19 protein-coding genes are annotated in these 19736 nt (G+C 67.2%); 13 read left to right on the plus strand and 6 right to left on the minus strand.

What is annotated here, in order from left to right; translation table 11 throughout:
* Window positions 1–29: 29 nt before the first annotated feature.
* The 5 genes from ACPEH1_RS17555 to ACPEH1_RS17575 form a co-directional block, all read right to left on the minus strand.
* The gene (locus tag ACPEH1_RS17555) at window positions 30–722 is read right to left on the minus strand and encodes a DUF2058 domain-containing protein (protein WP_136003376.1); all 693 of its coding nucleotides are present in this window, start codon (window positions 720–722) and stop codon (window positions 30–32) included.
* A 9-nt stretch (window positions 723–731) separates the two neighbouring features.
* Window positions 732–971 (minus strand): SlyX family protein, encoded by a 240-nt coding sequence (locus ACPEH1_RS17560; RefSeq protein ID WP_136003374.1) that lies wholly within the window; start codon window positions 969–971, stop codon window positions 732–734.
* Window positions 964–2313 carry a UDP-glucose dehydrogenase family protein gene (locus ACPEH1_RS17565; protein ID WP_136003372.1) on the minus strand — a complete coding sequence of 450 codons (1350 nt, stop codon included), beginning with the start codon at window positions 2311–2313 and terminating at the stop codon, window positions 964–966. Before ACPEH1_RS17565 ends, ACPEH1_RS17560 begins: the two co-directional genes overlap by 8 nt.
* A gap of 23 nt (window positions 2314–2336) precedes the next feature.
* A complete protein-coding gene (locus ACPEH1_RS17570) occupies window positions 2337–3317 on the minus strand; it encodes an FKBP-type peptidyl-prolyl cis-trans isomerase (protein ID WP_017356488.1) in 981 nt (326 codons plus the stop codon).
* Window positions 3318–3400: 83 nt separating this feature from the next.
* A complete protein-coding gene (locus tag ACPEH1_RS17575; protein ID WP_423716132.1) occupies window positions 3401–4009 on the minus strand; it encodes a glutathione peroxidase in 609 nt (202 codons plus the stop codon).
* A gap of 416 nt (window positions 4010–4425) precedes the next feature.
* Between ACPEH1_RS17575 and ACPEH1_RS17580 the strand changes: the two genes are divergently transcribed.
* The 7 genes from ACPEH1_RS17580 to ACPEH1_RS17610 all read left to right on the plus strand — a co-directional run bounded on the left by ACPEH1_RS17580 (window position 4426) and on the right by ACPEH1_RS17610 (window position 8968).
* Window positions 4426–4680 carry a hypothetical protein gene (locus ACPEH1_RS17580; RefSeq protein WP_017356486.1) on the plus strand — a complete coding sequence of 85 codons (255 nt, stop codon included), beginning with the start codon at window positions 4426–4428 and terminating at the stop codon, window positions 4678–4680.
* 2 nt (window positions 4681–4682) lie between these two features.
* Complete coding sequence (locus ACPEH1_RS17585) at window positions 4683–5045, plus strand: GntR family transcriptional regulator (protein WP_017356485.1); 363 nt, start codon at window positions 4683–4685, stop codon at window positions 5043–5045.
* On the plus strand, window positions 5042–5917 hold the full coding sequence (locus ACPEH1_RS17590; protein WP_017356484.1) for an ABC transporter ATP-binding protein: 876 nt from the start codon (window positions 5042–5044) through the stop codon (window positions 5915–5917). The genes ACPEH1_RS17585 and ACPEH1_RS17590 overlap by 4 nt, the downstream gene beginning before the upstream one ends.
* The gene (locus tag ACPEH1_RS17595; protein WP_017356483.1) at window positions 5914–6936 is read left to right on the plus strand and encodes a hypothetical protein; all 1023 of its coding nucleotides are present in this window, start codon (window positions 5914–5916) and stop codon (window positions 6934–6936) included. The genes ACPEH1_RS17590 and ACPEH1_RS17595 overlap by 4 nt, the downstream gene beginning before the upstream one ends.
* Before the next feature lie 24 nt (window positions 6937–6960).
* A complete protein-coding gene (locus tag ACPEH1_RS17600; protein WP_136003369.1) occupies window positions 6961–7845 on the plus strand; it encodes a hypothetical protein in 885 nt (294 codons plus the stop codon).
* A gap of 32 nt (window positions 7846–7877) precedes the next feature.
* A complete protein-coding gene (locus ACPEH1_RS17605; RefSeq protein WP_017356481.1) occupies window positions 7878–8450 on the plus strand; it encodes a DUF2884 family protein in 573 nt (190 codons plus the stop codon).
* A 92-nt stretch (window positions 8451–8542) separates the two neighbouring features.
* The gene (locus ACPEH1_RS17610; protein WP_017356480.1) at window positions 8543–8968 is read left to right on the plus strand and encodes a hypothetical protein; all 426 of its coding nucleotides are present in this window, start codon (window positions 8543–8545) and stop codon (window positions 8966–8968) included.
* A gap of 42 nt (window positions 8969–9010) precedes the next feature.
* Here the strand turns inward: ACPEH1_RS17610 and ACPEH1_RS17615 are convergent, their stop codons facing one another.
* Entirely contained in the window at window positions 9011–10423 is a 1413-nt protein-coding gene (locus ACPEH1_RS17615; RefSeq protein ID WP_017356479.1) for a class II fumarate hydratase, read from the minus strand.
* 287 nt (window positions 10424–10710) lie between these two features.
* Here ACPEH1_RS17615 and ACPEH1_RS17620 point away from each other — a divergent pair, with 287 nt between their 5' ends.
* The 6 genes from ACPEH1_RS17620 to ACPEH1_RS17645 all read left to right on the plus strand — a co-directional run.
* The gene (locus ACPEH1_RS17620) at window positions 10711–12039 is read left to right on the plus strand and encodes a hemolysin family protein (RefSeq protein ID WP_423716134.1); all 1329 of its coding nucleotides are present in this window, start codon (window positions 10711–10713) and stop codon (window positions 12037–12039) included.
* Between the two features lie 36 nt (window positions 12040–12075).
* The gene (gene purB / locus ACPEH1_RS17625) at window positions 12076–13443 is read left to right on the plus strand and encodes an adenylosuccinate lyase (RefSeq protein ID WP_017356477.1); all 1368 of its coding nucleotides are present in this window, start codon (window positions 12076–12078) and stop codon (window positions 13441–13443) included.
* 376 nt (window positions 13444–13819) lie between these two features.
* A complete protein-coding gene (locus ACPEH1_RS17630) occupies window positions 13820–15262 on the plus strand; it encodes a cupin domain-containing protein (RefSeq protein WP_153165381.1) in 1443 nt (480 codons plus the stop codon).
* Window positions 15263–15264: 2 nt separating this feature from the next.
* On the plus strand, window positions 15265–16173 hold the full coding sequence (locus ACPEH1_RS17635) for a GNAT family N-acetyltransferase (RefSeq protein WP_313161072.1): 909 nt from the start codon (window positions 15265–15267) through the stop codon (window positions 16171–16173).
* A 186-nt stretch (window positions 16174–16359) separates the two neighbouring features.
* A complete protein-coding gene (locus ACPEH1_RS17640; protein ID WP_312711009.1) occupies window positions 16360–19191 on the plus strand; it encodes a 2-oxoglutarate dehydrogenase E1 component in 2832 nt (943 codons plus the stop codon).
* Between the two features lie 43 nt (window positions 19192–19234).
* A partial coding sequence (locus ACPEH1_RS17645) for a biotin/lipoyl-containing protein (protein ID WP_423716133.1) occupies window positions 19235–19736 on the plus strand: 502 nt, incomplete at its 3' end.

A 19736-nucleotide genomic window follows, 5' to 3' on the forward strand; every position in this document is an offset into this window, starting at 1 on the left:
ACGACCCACGGTCGTGCTGCCGCGCGCCTTCACCAGACCAGGTCGTCAGGCACCTGATAGGCCGGGTCGGCGTACGGATCTTCTTCCACGGTGGCGTTGGGATCCACCCGCAGCGCCACCGACGGGGCGAACACCGCTTCGGCCTCGTCGAGCACCGCCGAGGTGACCAGCAGGTAACGCCCGTTCTGCTGCAGCACGCCAAGCTCACCGGCGTTGAGCGCCTTGAGCTGGTCGGCGGTGACATAGATGCGCTTGATCTTGCCGCCGTACGGGAAGTGGCGGGCGATGTCCGCCGCCTCGGCGTTGAGCGCCTTGCCTTCCAGCAGCACGTCGAGCTTGGCCTTGGCCTCGCGGCGCAGGCGCGCCTCTTCCTGCTTGAGGCGCTCGGCCTCGATGCGGTCGTCCTTTTCTTTCTGCGCGCGGATCGCATACGCCTTGGCGAGGTCGATGTCCTCGCGGGTACGCGGCGCGCCGTGACCGCCCTGCGGCGGACGGCCACCGGGCGCACGGCCCTTGCCCTGCGGACGGCGGTCGCCGTCGCGCGCGGGGCGCTGGCCTTCGCCGGGCTTGCCGGCAGGACGCGCGCCCTGCGGACGGTTGCCCGGACGGCCATCGCGGCGCGCCTCCGGCTTCCGGTCCGGCTTGCGCTCGGCGGTACGTTCGGGTTTGGGCGCGGCTTTGAAGCCCAGGCCCAGCAGCTGGTCGCGGAGGGTATCGCTCATGACGTCAGATCAGTAGTGCGGGGGCGGCGGCTCTTCGGCCGAATCGGAATACAACGCATTGCGCACCTTGCCGAGGTCTTCCAGCAGGATCCGCGTCAGGTCGGCGTTGCGACTGCCTTCCATGCGCGCATCGGCGAGGGCTTCGCTGAGCTCGGCCAGTGCGTGCTCCTGGAAGGACACACGCATTTCCAGTTCAACAAGGCGGGCTTCGAGCGCCTGTTCGCGCTCGGAGGGTGTGGAATCATGCATGCAGCGAACGTCCCCGGCCAATGCCGTAATAAGCCAGGCCCGCCGCTTCGATTTCCTGCGGGTCGTACAGATTGCGGCCGTCGAAGACGACCGCGTCCTTGAGGGTGTCGCGCAGACGGGTGAAATCCGGGCTGCGGAACTGCTTCCACTCGGTCACCACCACCAGCGCATCGGCACCGTCCAGCGCGTCGTAGGCGTTCTCGCAGAACACCAGATCGTCACGCTCGCCAAAAATGCGGCGTGCTTCATCGGTGGCTTCCGGATCATAGGCGCGCACGGTGGCGCCGCCTTCCCACAACTGTGCCAGCAGGCGGCGGCTGGACGCTTCGCGCATGTCGTCGGTGTTGGGCTTGAACGCCAGGCCCCACACCGCGAACGTACGGCCGCGCACGCCTTCGTCCTCGCCACGGTCGTAGTGGCGCTGGATCAGGGTGTACAGGTGGCCCTTCTGGGCATCGTTGACCGCCTCGACCGCATTGAGCAGCTTGGGCTCGTGGCCGTGCTGCTGCGCGGTGCGCGCCAGCGCCTGCACGTCCTTGGGGAAGCAGGAGCCGCCATAGCCGGCACCGGGATAGATGAAATGCCAGCCGATACGCGGGTCCGAACCGATGCCCTGGCGGACCTGCTCGATGTCGGCACCGACCTTCTCGGCAATGTTGGCGATTTCGTTCATGAACGAAATCTTGGTGGCCAGCATCGCGTTGGCCGCGTACTTGGTCAGCTCGGCCGAGCGCACGTCCATTTCCACCACGCGGTCGTGGTTGCGGTTGAACGGGGCATACAGGCGGCGCATCAGCGCCACCGCGTCGGGATTGGCCGCCCCCACCACGATGCGGTCCGGCCGCATGCAGTCGGCGACGGCGTCGCCCTCCTTGAGGAACTCGGGGTTGGAGACCACGTCGAAGGCGATCTCCTGCCCACGCGCGGCCAGTGCGGCGGCTATCGTCGCGCGCACCTTGTCGGCCGTGCCTACCGGCACGGTCGACTTGTTGACCACCACGGTCGGCACGGCCATGTGCCGGCCGATGGTCTCGGCCACCGCCAGCACGTACTGCAGGTCGGCGCTGCCGTCCTCGTCGGGTGGCGTGCCCACGGCGATGAAAATCACCTGGCCGTGCGCGATGGCCGTGGCCGCGTCGGTGGTGAAGGTCAACCGCGACGCGGCGTGGTTGGCCTTCACCATCGGCTCGAGGCCGGGTTCGTAGATCGGGATGACGCCCCGGTTCAGGCCGTCGACCTTGGCCTGGTCGATATCCACGCAGACCACCTGGTGGCCGACGTCGGCCAGACAGGTACCGGTGACCAGACCGACATAGCCGGTGCCGAAAATCGCAACACGCATGACCGGGGAGACTCCAGAGTCGATTACGGAAGAACGTTCAGCAGCTCGACGTCGAACGTCAGCGTCGCGTTCGGGCCGATCGGACCGCCCGGGGTACCCTGCTCGCCGTAGGCCAGCTCACCGGGAATCCAGAAGCGGTACTTGGCGCCGGTCGGCATCAGCGAAACGCCTTCGGACCAGCCCTTGATGACCTGGTCCAGGCCGAACTCGACCGGCTGGCCACGGCTGTAGCTGCTGTCGAACACGGTGCCGTCCAGCAGCTTGCCTTCGTAGTTGACGCGGACCTTGCTGGTCGGCATCGGACGATCGCCGCTGCCCGGACGCAGCACCTGGTACTGCAGGCCCGACGCGGTGGTGACCACGCCCGGCACGGTCTTGTTCTTGGCCATGAAGGCATTGCCTTCGGTGCGGTTGGTGCCGGCCTGTGCGGCGGCCTTGGCCTGGCCTTCGGCCTGCTTGGCGGCCATGAAGCCTTCCAGCGTGGCCTTGGCCTGCTCGGCGGTCATCTTCGGGGTGCCGTTGGCGAAGGTGGTGCCGATCGCGTCAAACAGCGCGTCCAGGTCCAGTTCGTCCTTCAGCTGCGCCAGCGAGGGACCAACGGCATAGCTGCCCAGCATCAGGCCGACCTTCTCGCGATCCACCTTCGGCGCGGGCGTGCCCGGGGCCACGCCCGGCACCGGCTGGCCGCTCTTGGCCATCACCGCCTGGCGCAGGGCGGCGTCGGTCTTCTGGGCCTCTTCCTGGCTGATCAGCGGCGGCTTGCCTTCAAAAGCATTGGTGACGCCACGACGCAGCGCGGCCACGTCGATCTCGCTGGAAATCGGAGCGAACGAGTTGGCCACATCGATACCGATGGCGTAGCCGAGCTTTTCCCGTTGGGAGTTCAAAGCGGAAGTCTCCTTGGCAGCCGCAGGCGCGGCCGGTTGTTGCGACATCACGGTACCGGTGGCACCCATCGCCAGAATCAGAACCGACGCCGCGGCGCCGCGCATTCCCATCTTCATTCGCTGCATTCCTGGAAGTGACTGGACGCCGACGTCGGCGCGAAACGCCCATTGTCGCACGCATGTACGAGATGTCGAGGCACTCAGCGCGCCGCCTTGCCTGCCGACAGCTCGCGTTCGATCGCCGCCACCAGCGCCGCATCATCCGGCTTGACCTTGCTGGGGAACTGCGCAACCACCCGCCCGTCGCGCGCGATCAGGTACTTGTGGAAGTTCCAGCCCGGCGCCACACCGGTGGCCTGGGTCAGACGCTGATACAGCGGGGTCGCGCCGGTGCCGGTGACCTGCACCTTCTGGAACATCGGGAATTTGACCCCATAGGTCAGCGTGCAGAACTCCTGGATCTGCGCTTCATCCCCCGGTTCCTGGCCCTTGAAGTCGTTGGACGGGAAACCGAGCACCGAGAAGCCGCGCGCGGCGTATTTCTTCTGAAGCGCTTCCAGACCTTCGTACTGGGGCGTGAAGCCGCACTTGCTGGCGGTATTGACCACCAGTAGCACCTTGCCGCCGTACTGCTGCTGCAGATTGACCTCGCCCTTGCCGGCCAGCGGGCGGTAGCTGAGATCGAGCAGGCCGGCCGCAGCCGCCGCCCCGGTGCTGATCACCACGCCCAGCAACAGGGTCGCAGCGGCCCAGCCGCGGGCGCGGGTGCCCGGGCGGTGGAAGGACGACAACAGGCGAGCGTGGAACATGGAGCACTCCAGGGGCATGGAAACCGGCGAAAGGTGCCGTCCGGCGCACGCAGCGCAGGCCCGGCAGGGCGTCGGCCGCACTATATCACCGGGGTTTTCAGCGCCGCGTGGCGGCATCGCGGGGCGCGCTCTCCGGGCCACCTTGCCGTTTCTGGCGGTCGAACCCGCCCCCGGTTCACCGCGTCGCAATTGACTGAATAGGCGTTAGCCTTGTCTTTTCATTGACATGACTGAACCCACGCCCCGTCCGAATGACCTTCCGCAAGACGACAAAGTGCATACAAAACAATACCTTATGGATGACAATCGTCTTTCAGCCTGACCCTGCCATCAGTTGGGTGTGTCCCCGTATTGATCTTCGGCGTGCCGGTGTTATAGTTGCATACAACACCAGTCACCTGAGACAGGGGAAGCCCATGAACCGCATGCGCCACCACACCGCCAAAACCCTCACGGCCGCGTCCGCGCTGCTGCTGCTGGGCTGGTTCGGCACCCCCGCCTCGGATGACGCCGGCAGTTCCGCCGGTTCCGGTGCGTTTGCAGGCCCGCAGGACGCAGGTGTCATCGAGGCAGGGACCGCCGACGGCGCCCCCCGCCCCCCCCGCCGGCTGCACAGCTCCCTGTCCATGCCTTACTTCTCATTCGCACAGTCGCTGAACCCACGGAGCTGACCATGAGCGATATTCAGTGGAGCGATGGCGCTCCGATCTACCGTCAGCTGAAGGAACGCGTCATCGCCATGATGCTCGACGGCATCATCAAGCCCGGCGATGCTCTGCCCTCGGTCCGGCAGGTCGCCGCCGAGTACCAGCTCAACCCCATCACCGTCTCGCGCGCTTACCAGGAACTGGCTGATGAAGGTCTGGTGGAGAAGCGCCGCGGCCTGGGTATGTTCATGACCGAGGAAGCGGCCACGCAGCTGCGCAGCAGCGAGCGCGACCGCTTCCTCAACGAAGAATGGCCATTGGTGCTCGAGCGCATCCAGCGCCTGGGCCTGAACCTTGACGATCTGCTGCCCCAGGGGAAATCCTCATGAATGCCGTTGCAAGTGATGTCGTCATCTCCGCACGTGGCCTGCGCAAGGCGTACAAGCAGACGCTCGCGCTGGACAACACCAGCTTCTCCATCGCACCGGGCCGCATCACCGGCCTGATCGGTCCCAATGGCGCCGGCAAGACCACGGTGCTCAAGGCGCTGCTGGGCCTGACCGGTGTCGAGGGCGACCTGCAGGTCCTGGGCATGGACCCGCGCACGCAGCGAAACGCGCTGATGAACGACATCTGCTTCATCGCCGACGTCGCGGTGCTGCCGCGCTGGCTGAAGGTGCGCGAGGCGATCGACTTCGTTGCCGGGGTGCACCCGCGCTTCGACCGCGCCCGCTGCGAACGCTTCCTGGCCAGCACCAAGCTTCAGCCGAGGCAGCGCGTACGCGAGCTCTCCAAAGGCATGATCGTGCAGTTGCACCTGGCGCTGGTGATGGCCATCGACGCCAAGGTGCTTGTGCTGGACGAGCCGACCCTGGGCCTGGACATCCTCTACCGCAAGGAGTTCTACCAGCGCCTGCTGGAGGACTACTTCGACGAGCAGAAGACCATCATCGTCACCACCCACCAGGTCGAGGAGATCGAACACATCCTCACCGATGTCATGTTCATCCGCGACGGCCGCATCGTCCTGACCACCGATATGGAGAACATCGGCGAGCGCTACACCGAACTGCTGGCCTCGGCCGACACGGTGGAGCTGGCCCGCGCGCTGAAGCCGATCGACGAACGCGCCCTGCCGTTCGGCAAGACCGTCCTGCTGTTCGATGGCGTGCCGCGCGATCAGCTCACCACGCTCGGCGAGATCCGCAGCCCGGGGCTGGCGGACCTGTTCGTGGCCATCATGAAGGGAACCTACGCATGAACACCGTCCACTATCACCCGATCAGCAAGGCCAGCACGTTCAAGTGGATGCTCAAGCGCGAGTACTGGGAGAACCGTGGCGGGTTCCTGTACGCCCCCTTCATCGCCGGCGGCATCTCGCTGCTGATGAGCCTGCTCGGCATTCTGTTCGGCCTGTTCGCGCTGCACCGCGCCGCCAAGAGTGGCGGCCTGCTGGTCGACAACAAGAACGTCAGCATCAACGGCCTCGACCTGGGCATGCTGACCGGCCAGCTCGACGCCAAGGACATGGCCGACCTGGCCAACGCGCTCGACCTGACTCTGCTCCTCAGCTCCGGCTGGCCGTTCGTGGTGCTCACCTTCGTGGTGTTCTTCTACTGCCTGGGTGCGCTGTACGACGATCGCCGCGACCGCAGCATCCTGTTCTGGAAGTCACTGCCGCTGTCCGACACCCAGACCGTCCTGGCCAAGGCCATCAGCGCGCTGGTGATCGCTCCGCTGATCGCGGTGGCCGCCGCCGCCGTCACGATGCTCGGGTTCCTGGCAATCATCTCGGTGGTGGCGCTGGCCCACGGCGGTGACCCGATGACGCTGATCTGGGGACCGGCCAGCCCGCTGTCGATCATCCTCGGCTACATCGCCCGCCTGCCGGTCTACCTGCTGTGGGCGCTGCCGACCGTCGGCTGGCTGCTGATGTGCTCGGCCTGGGCCAAGTCCAAGCCGTTCCTGTGGGCGGTGATGCTGCCGCTGTTCGCCGGCATCGTGGTCAGCAGCACCAACCTGATGTCCGCCTTCGGCCTGACCAGTGGCTGGTTCTGGGGCCACATCGTCGGGCGCCTGCTGCTGGGCACCTTCCCCGGCGTGGATGCCGCCTACAACGCACCGGGCCGGATCACCGGTTCCGAGCAGTTGGTCAGCATGCTGTCGCCTGCGCAGCACCTGTCCACGCTGCAGCAGCCCGAAGTGTGGATCGGCGCGGTCGTCGGTATCGCGTTCCTGATCATCGCCATCCGCCTGCGCCGTCGCGCCGGTGAAATCTGACTCTGCCCTGTCGAGGACCGTCCCATGCTGCGTACCCTTGCCGTTGCTTCCCTGCTGTTGCTGCCGCTGACCGCGCTGGCCGACACGCCACAGTGCAGGTTCACTGCACCGCGCGACCTGACACTCGACCTGGCCGGCGCCAAGGCGGTGGTGTTCGAGGTCAACCAGCATGATCTGGTACTGACCGCCGGCACCGGCCCCGCCAAGCTTGGCGGCCGCGCCTGCGCGTCCGCCGAGGACCTGCTGCGCGACCTGACCGTGACCCAGCAGAAATCCGGCGACACGCTGGTGGTGCGGCTGCAGCGCGAACAGCGCGGCGGCCTCTCGCTGGGCGGCAACCGCTACGCCTACCTGGACCTGCGCGGCAGCGTGCCGGACACCGTGCTGGTGCAGTTCAAGGTCGGCTCCGGTGACGCCAGCGGCACCGGCCTGCATTCGGCCAGCGCCGATGTCGGCTCGGGCGATGTGACGCTGAAGGACATCAAGGGACGGGTCACTGCGGCGGTCGGTTCGGGCGACATCACGCTGGACGGTGCCGGCTCGCTCAACCTGCTCAACCTCGGCTCGGGCGACTTCAAGGGACGCAACGTGCGCGGCACCGCCACGGTCGGCAATGTCGGCTCCGGCGATGTCGAGCTGGACGGGGTCGGCGGCGACGTCGAGATCGGTGTGCTTGGCTCGGGCAACATCGAGGCACGCCAGGTCAAGGGCAGCGCCCGCGTAGGCACCGTGGGCTCCGGCGAGGTGGAACTGCGTGATATCGGCGGCAGCGTCAGCGTGGATCGGCACGGCTCCGGCGACATCACCGTCCGTGACGTCCGCGGCGACCTCACGGTGAACCACAGTGGCAGCGGCGATGTCCGTCACAGCGGCATCGGCGGTCGCATCACCCTGCCCCGCGGCAAGTAAGGCTTTCCCTTTCCAACGACGGAACCGAGCATATGAATACCCGACTGCTGCTGCCCGCACTGCTGCTGTGCCTGCCCCTGGCGGCCTGCGGCAACCACGACAAGGACAAGGCCGCCGCCGAGCTGGACACCGCGTCCATCGGCCAGAAGGTGCAGGAAGCCACCGACAAGGCGCGCAGGGAGATCGCGCAGGGCAACATCTCCGTGTCCGACGGCAACAACATCAAGGCCGAGATCACGCCGCAGGGCGATTTCCTGGTCAACGGCGAGAACGTGCCGCTGGACGCAGACCAGCGTGCGCTGATGCTGGACTACCGCAAGCAGGTGGAAGCCCTTGCAGGCGCCGGCATGGACATCGGCGTGGCCGGGGCCGGACTGGGCGTGAAGGCGGCCAGCGAGGCGCTCAAGGGCATTTTCTCCGGCGATACGCAGGGCATCGAGGAACGCGTCAACGCCGAGGCGGCCAAGATCGAGGCCGAGGCGAAGAAGCTGTGCGGCCTGCTGCCGGGCATGATGGCGCGCCAGCAGGCGCTGGCGGCAGCAGTGCCGGCCTTCAAACCCTACGCCACGATGGACCAGTCCGACATCGACGACTGCGGCAAGTAAGCGACCCCGGCCTGCGACGTTCGGTCGCAGGCCGGCCCCGTCGCGCGGGGGGAGGACTACAATCAGGCTCCCCCCACGTGCGTTGCCTGCTCATGAAGAAGCTGTGCCTGCTGCTGTTCGCCCTGTTCTGCCTGGCCGCCACCGGCTGCGACCAGGAGTACCGCAATCATCGCGCCGAGCGCAGCAAGCCGAAGATCACCGTCAGCGATGGCATGCTCACCGTGCGTCGCGCACCCGCGCCGAACATCATCGTGCTGCCGAACGGCCACATGAAGATCGACGAGATCGAGATTCCGCTGGATGCCAGCCAGCAGGCCCTGCTGCAGCAGATGTTCGGTCAGCTGCAGGTGCTGCGTCAGAACACGCTCACCGATGCCGCACCGGACCCGGCCAAGCGCTCGGTCAGGATCCAGGTGCCCGAGGGCATGCAGCCGATCCCGCCGGATCTGGTCGCGCGCATCCCGGAGTTCAAGGATTACACCGAGACCTTCGACAACCTGCAGGCAGACCGGCACTGAACAGGAGGAGCCGACCGTGGGTCGGCTCCTTCACAACAGGGATCAACCGCCGCCGCCGCCGCCGGCGTGGATGCCACCGGCCGTCAGTGCTGCCGGATCGAGCAGCGTGCGCAGTTCGGCCTCCGACAGCCCACTGTCCTCCTTGGCCACGTCCAGCACCGGCCGCTGTTCCTTGTACGCACGCTTGGCGATCGCAGCGGCCTTTTCATAGCCGATGATCGGGTTCAGCGCGGTCACCAGGATCGGGTTGCGGCCCAGCGCTTCGCGCACGCGGTCTTCGCGCACCGTCAGCCCGGCGATCGCCGTGTCGGCCAGCAGGCGTGAGATGTTGGCCAGCAGACCAATGCCATCCAGCAGGTTGGCGGCAATCAACGGCAGCGTCACGTTCAACTGGAAGTTGCCGGTCTGCCCGGCGACGGTGATCGCGGTGTGGTGACCGATCACCTGCGCGCACACCATCACCGTCGCTTCGGGAATCACCGGATTGACCTTGCCCGGCATGATCGAGCTGCCCGGCTGCAGCGCCGGCAGTTCGATCTCGCCCAGCCCGGCCAGCGGACCGGCATTCATCCAGCGCAGATCGTTGGCGATCTTGATCATCGCCACCGCCAGCGCATTGAGCTGACCGGACAGTTCCACCGCATCGTCCTGCGCGGCCAGGCCTTCGAACTTGTTCTCGGCGCTGTCGAACTTGACCCCGGTCTGCTGCTTGAGCGCCTTGGCCACGCGTTCGCCGAAGCGCGGGTCGGCGTTGATGCCGGTGCCGATCGCCGTGCCGCCCAGCGGCAGCCGGCGCAGCCGCTTGAGGCTGTCCTCGATGCGCGCCTGCGCCGAGGCAAGCTGTGCCGACCACGCGCCAAACTCCTGCTCGAAGGTCAGCGGCATGGCATCCATCAGGTGGGTGCGGCCGGTCTTGACCACCTTGCGCAGGCTGCGGCCTTTCCTGTCGATGGTCTTGCGCAGGTGCACCAGCGCCGGCAGCAGCTGCTCGTGCACGCCGAGCAGCGCCGACACGCGCAGCGCGGTGGGAATCACGTCATTGGAGCTCTGGCCCTGGTTGACGTGGTCGTTGGGGTGCACCGCGACTTTGCCGGCCTTGCCCGCGCGGTTGGCGAGCGTGGCGATGACCTCATTGGCATTCATGTTCGACGACGTGCCCGACCCGGTCTGGTAGACGTCGATCGGGAAGTGCGCATCATGGCGGCCGTCGGCGACATCGGCCGCCGCGAGCTCGATGGCCTTGGCGATGTTCTTCGGCAGATGGCCCAGCTCGGCATTCACCGACGCGGCCGCGCCCTTGATCAGCCCCAGCGCGCGGATGAACCCGCGCGGCATGCGCTGGCCGGACACCGGGAAATTGTTCACTGCACGCTGCGTCTGCGCGCCCCACAACGCATCGGCGGGCACCTGCAGCTCACCCATGCTGTCGTGTTCGATCCTGAAACCCTTGCTCATTGCATGACTCCGCGATTCTTTCAGTGTGGAAAGGGAATGGCGGCTGGCAACGGGCCCGATTCCCTGGCTGGCGGCTCTGCGCACGATACTCCGATGCCGCGATGAAACCCAAGCGCGCCACTCATCGGCTAGACTCGGAATCCACGTCCATTCAGAAAGCACTCCGCCCCGATGGGTGACGACCCCGACAGTAGTTCCGGGCGTGCCGACGCGCACGCACCGCTGCCCGCGCCGCGCGCCGGCCTGTGCACCGCCATGCCGATGACGACGCCATCGCGGGGCCGACCATGATCGGCAATCTGCTCCTTCTGCTGCTGGCCTTCGGCCTGGTGCTGCTCAACGGCTTCTTCGTTGCCGCCGAGTTCGCCCTGGTCAAACTACGCCATACCCAGGCGGTGGGCCTGGCCGCACAGCACGGTTGGCGCGGCCGCCTGCTGCTCAACGTGCATTCGCACCTGGACGCCTATCTGTCGGCCTGCCAGCTCGGCATCACCCTGTCCTCGCTGGGCCTGGGCTGGGTGGGCGAGCCTGCGTTCGCGCACCTGCTCCAGCCGCTGTTCGACGCGGTGGGCATGAGCGCGGATGCCTCGCGCCTGACCGCCTTCATCATCGCCTTCAGCGTGATTTCGTTCCTGCACATTGTGCTCGGCGAATTGGCGCCCAAGTCGATGGCGATCCGCCGCCCCGACCGCATGTCGCTGTGGACCGCCGCCCCGCTCTACCTGTTCTACTGGGCGATGTACCCGGCGATCTGGCTGCTCAACAACAGCGCCAATGCCCTGCTGCGACTGGCCGGCTGGGGCGACGTCGAACACACCTCGCACCGCTATTCGCGCGAGGAGCTGAAGCTGATCGTCGGCCGCCAGCAGCCGACCGGCGATGCACCGGACCACGACCTGACGCTGATGAGCCACGCGCTGGAACTGCCCGAGCTGGTGGCGGGCGACCTGATGCGCTCGCGCGACCACCTGCGCGCGTTCCGCGATGGTATGGGCCTGGACGAGGTGATGGCCGAATTCGCCGAGAGCCGCTACAGCCGCTATCCGTGGTTCGACCGCGATGGCGAGGAGGTGCTGGGCATCCTGCACATGAAGGACCTGCTGGTGGAGATCGCGCGTGGCAAGCCGACCGGCGATCTGCGCCCCCTGCTGCGCCCTGCCAACCTGATCGCCCTGGAAACCCCGGTGCCGCTGGTGCTGGAGCGTTTCCGCACCGGCACCACCCATCTGGCGCTGTGCGTGGAGGAGCATGGCCGCATCCTGGGCTACTTCACCCTGGAAGACCTGCTCGAAGTGGTGGTCGGCGACATCGAGGACGAGCACCCGCACATCGTCAAGGACGCGCCCACCCGTGGCGCGGACGGCACCCTGCTGGTGGCCGGCTCGACCTCGATCTTCCGCCTGGAACGGCTGCTGGGCCATGACCTGGACGCCCCCGAGCACCTGAATTCGGTTGGCGGGCTGATCGTCCACCAGTTGCAGCGCCTGCCCGAGGAGGGCGATCAGCTGCAGATCGACGGCCACACCATCACGGTCAAGCGCATGGCGGGGCACCGCATCCAGGCAGTGACCGTACGGATGGCAGCCGAACCCGCCGGAACCGCCGGGGCAGCGTAGAATGACGGCCCCCGTCGTCATCGCCCTGCCCCTGCCATGTCCGAATTCGCCCTGCTCGCCCTGTCCCCGCTCGATGGCCGCTACGCCGGCAAGGTCGATGCGCTGCGCCCGATCTTCTCCGAATACGGCCTGATCAAGGCCCGCGTGAAGGTCGAAGTGGAATGGCTGCTGGCCCTGGCCAACGAACCGGGCATCGCCGAGCTGGCGCCCTTCTCCGCCGCCGCTGCGGCGCGCCTGCGCGCCCTGGCCGATGATTTCGCCCCGGCCCACGCCGCGCGGGTGAAAGAGATCGAACGCACCACCAACCATGACGTCAAGGCGGTGGAGTACTTCATCAAGGAACAGCTCAAGGCCGACGCCGAGCTGGGCCCGGCGCTGGAATTCGTGCATTTCGCCTGCACCAGCGAAGACATCAACAACCTCAGCTATGGCCTGATGCTCGAACAGGCCCGCCGCGAGGTGCTGCTGCCGTCGCTGGACGGCATCGCCGCCACCCTGCGCGCCCTCGCCCACGCCCAGGCCGCCCAGCCGATGCTGTCGCGCACCCACGGCCAGACCGCCTCGCCGACCACCCTGGGCAAGGAAGTGGCCAATGTCGTCGCCCGCCTGGAGCGCCAGCGCCGCCAGATCGCCGCGGTCGAACTGACCGGCAAGATCAACGGCGCCGTGGGCAACTACAACGCCCACGTCATCGCCTACCCGGACGTGGACTGGCCGGCCTTCGCCCAGCGCTTCGTCGAAAGCCTCGGCCTGGTGTTCAACCCGTACACCACCCAGATCGAGCCGCACGACAACGTCGCCGAGATCGGCGATGCCGCGCGCCGCGCCAACATCATCCTGATCGACCTGGCGCGCGACGTCTGGGGCTACATCTCGCTGGGCTACTTCAAGCAGAAGCTCAAGGAAGGCGAAGTCGGCTCCTCGACCATGCCGCACAAGGTCAACCCGATCGACTTCGAAAACGCCGAAGGCAACTTCGGCATCGCCAATGCCCTGTTCGAGCATTTCAGCGCCAAGCTGCCGATCAGCCGCTGGCAGCGCGACCTGACCGACTCCACCGTGCTGCGTGCGGTCGGCACCGCCTTCGGCCACACCCAGGTCGCCCTGGACTCGCTGGCCAAGGGCTTGGGCAAGCTGACCGTGAACCCCGAACGCCTGGATGCCGACCTGGACGCCTCGTGGGAAGTCCTGGCCGAGGCCGTGCAGACCGTGATGCGCCGCTACGGCCTGCCCAACCCCTACGAGCAGCTCAAGGCCCTCACCCGCGGCCAGGGCATCACCCCGGACTCGATGAAGGCCTTCGTGGAATCGCTGGACCTGCCCGACGACGCCAAGCAGAGCCTGCGCGCACTGACCCCGGGCGGCTACGTCGGCCTGGCGGCGGAGCTTGCCAAGGCAGTCTGATTCCGCCGTTTCATCGCCTGTAACCCAGCAGGGCATCGGAGTTTCCGGTGCCCTTCTTTTTTGCGCGAACAGCCTTTCGCTGATGGGGTACAGGTTCAGGGCCGGCGGGTAGGGAAGATCAAAAAACAACTGCCGGGCCGTGCAGTGTGCGGCTCTCACCCGCCGCCGTCCCCCACGTCGCAACGAGGCGCCAATGCTCTGCGCGTGCCGACGACTGCCACCCGGCCCCGCCCCGGCTCGCAGCACGCAACGCGCCGGCGGTACGCGACATCCCACCGCAGGTGCACATCCCGCCCAACCAGCGGACAATAGCCGTGCCGGCGCGCGTGACCCGCTGCGCCCCCTCATTCCGTCTAGACGCTCCAAGGATTCCCGCATGGCCGCCCGCAAGACCAAGACCCCCGTCATCGAAATCCAGGCCCGCCCCGGCCTCCCGCTGGGCATGCCCGCCGCCACCTTCCTGCGCGACTACTGGCAGAAGCGCCCCCTGCTGATCCGAGGCGCTTTCCCTGACTTCCAGACCCCCGTGCAGCCGGAAGATCTGGCCGGCCTGGCCTGCGAAGAAGGCGCCCTGGCCCGCCTGATCAGCCATGACCGCGCCACCGACGGCTGGACCGTGCGCACTGGCCCGTTCCAGGAAGAAGAATTCCCCGGCATGCCCGACCATGACTGGACGCTGCTGGTGCAGGACGTCGACAAGTGGGACCCGGACGTGCGCGCCCTGGTCGGCCACTTCGACTTCCTGCCGCGCTGGCGCATGGACGATGTGATGATCAGCTTCGCCGCCACCGGTGGCTCGGTCGGCGCCCACGTCGACCAGTACGACGTGTTCCTGCTGCAGGGCTACGGCCACCGCCGCTGGCAGATCGACGCCAGCGAATCGATCAAGGGCAAGCGCCCGCCGCTGGATTTCCGCGACGACGTCGAACTGAAGCTGCTGCGCCGCTTCAAGCCGACCCACGACTGGGTGCTGGCCCCGGGCGACATGCTGTACCTGCCGCCGAACGTCCCGCACAACGGCGTTGCCGAAGACCCCTGCCTGACCTTCTCCTTCGGCATGCGCGCCCCGGCCTCGGCCGAACTGATCAGCGACTACCTCGACACCCTGATCATGGATGCCGATGAGTCCATCCGGTACCAGGACCCGGACCTGAAGGTGCCCGAAGACCCGAACGAAATCGACGTGGTCGCCATGAACCGCGTGGTTGCCGCGCTCAATGCCATCCGCATGAACGACCCGGACAAGCTCGGCGACTGGTTCGGCCGCTTCATCACCACCTACCGCGCCGCCGGCGAAGTGATGGCGCACGGCGAACCGGTGCCGCCCGAAGAGGTCGCTGCCGCCCTCGGCGCTGGCCTGGCGCTGCAGCGCCACCCCTGGTCGCGCATGGCCTGGCGGCGCGCCAAGCGCGGTGCCAGCCTGTACTGCAGCGGCCTGGAGTTCGCGCTGTCGGTGAAGGATGCCCAGCTGCTGGCCGCCACCGAACTGCTCGGCGCACCGCTGTACCAGAAGCTCTCGGCCAAGGGCCGCGATGCCGTCCACGCGCTGCTGGCCGGCGGCCATTACCAGCTGCTCGACCCGAACGCCTTCGATGACGAGGACGAGGACGCGTACGACGACGAGGACCAGGGCGATGCCATTGCCGGGTACGCCATCCTCGACGCCAGCGACACCGTCGAGGTGGTCGAGGTCGAGGACGTCCGCGCCGATGTCCACGAAGTCACCATCCACGACGATGGCATCGAAGTGATCGTCGATTTCGACGACAGCGACGGCGAGGACGACGCCAGCCCCGCAGACGGCACCCCGCGCCGCTGAACATGGCCGGCCCCGCCTTCCAGGTCGAGGAGGTCCCCTACCCGGCGCAGCATGCCGCGCTGCACCGGGTGCGCCAGCGCGTGTTCGTCGACGAACAGGGGGTTCCCGCCACGCTGGAGGTCGATGCGCTGGACCCGCTCAGTGTGCATGTGCTGGCCCGCGACAGCGGGGGCCAGCCGATCGGCGCCGGCCGGCTGACCCCGGACGGCCGCGTCGGGCGCATGGCCGTGCTGGCCGGCTGGCGCGGCCGTGGCGTCGGCGAGGCCGTGCTGCTGGCTCTGGTCGCGGCAGCCCGGGCAAGGGGCTGGCGCGAGATTGCCCTGCACGCCCAGCTGCCGGCCCGCGCCTTCTACGCCCGTCAGGGCTTCCTGCCGGACGGGGACCTGTTCGAGGAGGCCGGCATCGCCCATCAGCACATGCGCCGCGTGCTGGACGGGGCGGCCACCATCACCACCTTCGACGAGGCCGTGGCCATCACCACCGCGCTGGTCCATCGCGCCCGGCGCCACCTGTGGATCCACAGCCGCCAGCTCGACCCGGGCCTGCTCGATGCCGCCCCGGTGATGGCGGCACTGCGCCGATTCGCCACCGCCCGCCACGACAAGCAGGCCTGCCTGATCGTGCATGACGCCACGGCCATCGCCCAGGGCGGCTCCCCTCTGCCGGGGCTGCTGCAGCGGCTGCCCAGCGTGTTCCGGGTCCGCCAGGTAGCGGACCCGGTGGACCGCGCCGTGGCCTCGGCCTGTCTGGTCAATGACAGCGGGGACTACTACTTTCGTCTTGCCGGCCATCGCGTCGACGGCGAAGCCGGGCTCGACCAGCCTGCACGTTCGCGACCGTTGCAGGACGGTTTGCAGCGCGTATGGGAACGTTCGCGTGAATGCACGGAACTGCGGGCGCTCGGCCTGTAGCTCACGCCGCGTGCCCGAACCTGTCTGGGAATGACACCGCAGCACCGCTGCGCGGCCCCCCGGCGCCCCTTCCTGTCCCGATGGGGGTACAATTTGGGGAGTTAGATACCGCCCGCGCAGGGCTATTCACTTTTCCTGCCGGTTCTCACCGAAGCCTTACCCCACAAGCGAATCCGACCCTCCATCGTGGACAATCTACTGAAGCAGTTTGCGCAGTCTTCGCAGCTCGCCGGCGGCAACGCCTCCTATATCGAGGATCTGTACGAGCAGTACCTCGTTTCTCCGGACAGTGTCGATCCCAAATGGAAGACCTACTTCGACGGCTTCAAGGGCCGCGAAGCCGGTGACATTCCGCACTCGGCCGTCATCGCCCATATCACCGAAGCCGCCAAGAACGCTGGCAACAGCGCCACGGCCACCGGTGCCGGCGACGAGCGCGAGCGCAATGTCGGCCGTCTGATCACCGCCTACCGTTCGCGTGGCCACCTCGGTGCCCGCCTGGACCCGCTGGGCCTGACCCCGCCGACCAACCCGCCGGACCTGGGGCTGCCGTTCCACAGCCTGTCCGAGAGCGACCTGGGCAGCGAGTTCAGCACCGGCGGCATCGCCGGCCAGCCGCGCATGAAGCTGCGCGACCTGCTTGAGCGCCTCCAGAAGACCTACACCGGGTCGATCGGTGCGGAGTTCATGCACATCTCCGAGGTCGAACAGCGCCAGTGGCTGTACCAGCGCCTGGAATCGGCCGGTGGCAACTACAACCTGGATGCCGAGACGCAGCGTCGCACGCTGGAGCGGCTCACCGCGGCCGAAGGCCTCGAGCGCTACCTGCATACCAAGTACGTCGGCCAGAAGCGCTTCTCGCTGGAAGGCGGCGATGCCCTGATCCCGATGATGGACACCATCATCCGTGACGCCGGCAAGGATGGCGTCAAGGACGTGGTGATCGGCATGGCCCACCGCGGCCGTCTGAACGTGCTGGTCAACACGCTGGGTAAGAGCCCGCGCAAGCTGTTTGACGAATTCGAAGGCAAGTTCGATCACGACGAGCACGCCTCGGCGGGTGACGTGAAGTACCACATGGGCTTCTCGGCCGACGTGTCCACCCCGGGCGGCGCCGTCCACCTGGCGCTGGCGTTCAATCCGTCGCACCTGGAAATCGCCGACCCGGTCGTGGCCGGCAGCGTGCGCTCGCGCCAGGAACGTCGCGGCGACACTGCCCGCAAGCAGGTCATGCCGATCCTGATCCACGGCGACGCGGCCTTCTCCGGCCAGGGCGTGGTCATGGAACTGTTCCAGATGTCCCAGGCCCGCGGCTTCGCCGTCGGTGGCACGGTGCACATCGTGGTCAACAACCAGGTCGGTTTCACCACCTCCAACCCGCTGGATACGCGTTCCACGCGCTATGCCACCGACGTGGCCAAGATGATCGCCGCCCCGGTGCTGCACGTGAACGGCGACGATCCCGAAGCGGTGGTGTTCGCGGCCCAGCTCGCCTTCGAGTTCCGCCAGAAGTTCGCCAAGGACGTGGTCATCGATCTGATGTGCTACCGCCGTTGGGGCCACAACGAGGCCGACGAACCGGCGATCACCCAGCCGCTGATGTACCAGGTGATCCGCAAGCACCAGACCACCCGCGAGCTGTACGCCGCCAAGCTGGAAGCCGCGGGCGTGATCCCGGCCGACGGCGGCAAGGCGCTGGTCGATGCGTACCGCAACAAGCTCGACGCCGGTGAAGTCACCACCGAGCTGGCCGCGGTCGAGAAGACCCCGGCCACCAGCCGCATGTACGTGGACTGGCCGAAGCTGCTGGCCGGCAAGCTGTCCGATCCGGTCTCCACCGCCGTGGGCATCGACAAGCTCAAGCAGCTCGCGCAGCTGATCAACACCGTGCCGGAAGGCGTGGAACTGCACTCGCGCGTGGCCAAGGTCTATGACGACCGCCGCAGGATGGCCGCCGGCGAAATCCCGGGCGACTGGGGCTTTGCCGAGAACCTGGCCTATGCCACCGTGCTGGACGAGGGCAACAGCCTGCGCCTGGTCGGCCAGGACGTGGGCCGCGGTACGTTCACCCACCGCCACGCGATCCTGCACGACCAGAAGACCGACAACTACTACCTGCCGCTGCGCCAGCTGGTCGAGTCGCCGGAACGGGCCACCATCATCGATTCGCTGCTCAGCGAAGAAGCGGTGATGGCCTATGAGTACGGCTTCTCCACCACCGATCCGAACACGCTGTGCATCTGGGAAGGCCAGTTCGGCGACTTCGCCAACGGCGCCCAGGTCGTGATCGACCAGTTCATCGCTGCCGGCGAAGCCAAGTGGGGCCGCATCAGTGGCCTGACCCTGCTGCTGCCGCACGGTTACGAAGGCCAGGGTCCGGAGCACAGCTCCGCCCGCCTGGAGCGTTTCCTGCAGCTGTGTGCGCTGGAAAACATGCTGGTATGCGTGCCGTCGACCCCGGCGCAGGCGTACCACATGCTGCGCCGTCAGATGCGCATGACCACCCGCAAGCCGCTGGTGGTGATGTCGCCCAAGTCGCTGCTGCGCCACAAGCTGGCCGTGTCGACCCTGGACGAGCTGGCCAACGGCGAATTCCAGCACCTGATCGGCGACACCACCGCGAACGCCAAGCAGGTCAAGCGCGTGGTGCTGTGCTCGGGCAAGGTCTACTACGACCTGCTGGAAGACCAGACCAAGCGCGGCCAGGACGATGTGGCCATCATCCGCGTCGAACAGCTGTATCCGTTCCCGCGCGTGGCCCTGGCGGCAGAGCTGAAGAAGTACGGCAAGGCGGCCGATGTGGTGTGGTGTCAGGAAGAACCGCAGAACCAGGGTGCCTGGTACCAGATCCGCCACCACCTGCAGGCGTGCCTGGCCGATGGCCAGAGCATCCATTACGCAGGTCGCGCCCGTTCGGCATCGCCGGCCGCTGGACACATGGCTGACCACGTCATCGAGCAGCAGAAGCTGATCGCCGACGCGCTGGTCAACCCGTTCAACGACTCGGTCGCTGAATAACCTCCTCCCTCATTCTAGAAAAGACAAACCAGGAAGCTCCCGCATGGCCACCGAAGTCAAAGCCCCGGTACTGCCCGAATCCGTCGCCGACGGCACCATCGCCACCTGGCACAAGAAGGTCGGCGATGCCGTCAAGCGCGATGAAAACCTGCTTGATCTGGAAACCGACAAGGTCGTTCTGGAAGTGCCGTCGCCGGTCGATGGCGTGCTGAAGGAAATCAAGTTCGACGTCGGCGCTACCGTGACCTCCAGCCAGGTCGTGGCCATCATCGAAGAAGGTGCCGTGGCGGCTGCCCCGGCACCCGCCGCTGAAGAGAAGAAGGCCGCTGCCGCCCCGGCGGCTGCCGCGCCGGCCGCCGCCGCCGCTCCGGCTCCGGCTGCCAAGAGCGCCGCCGACGCCCTGCCCCCGGGCGCCCGTTTCACCGCCATCACCGAAGGCGTGAACCCGGCCGACGTGGACGGCACCGGCCGCCGCGGTGCGGTGACCAAGGAAGACATCGTCAACTTCGCCCGCAACGGCGGTGCCGGCAAGGCCGGTGGCGCAC

The sequence above is a fragment of the Stenotrophomonas sp. NPDC077421 genome (assembly GCF_049545505.1).
Classification (GTDB): Bacteria; Pseudomonadota; Gammaproteobacteria; order Xanthomonadales; family Xanthomonadaceae; genus Stenotrophomonas; species Stenotrophomonas nematodicola.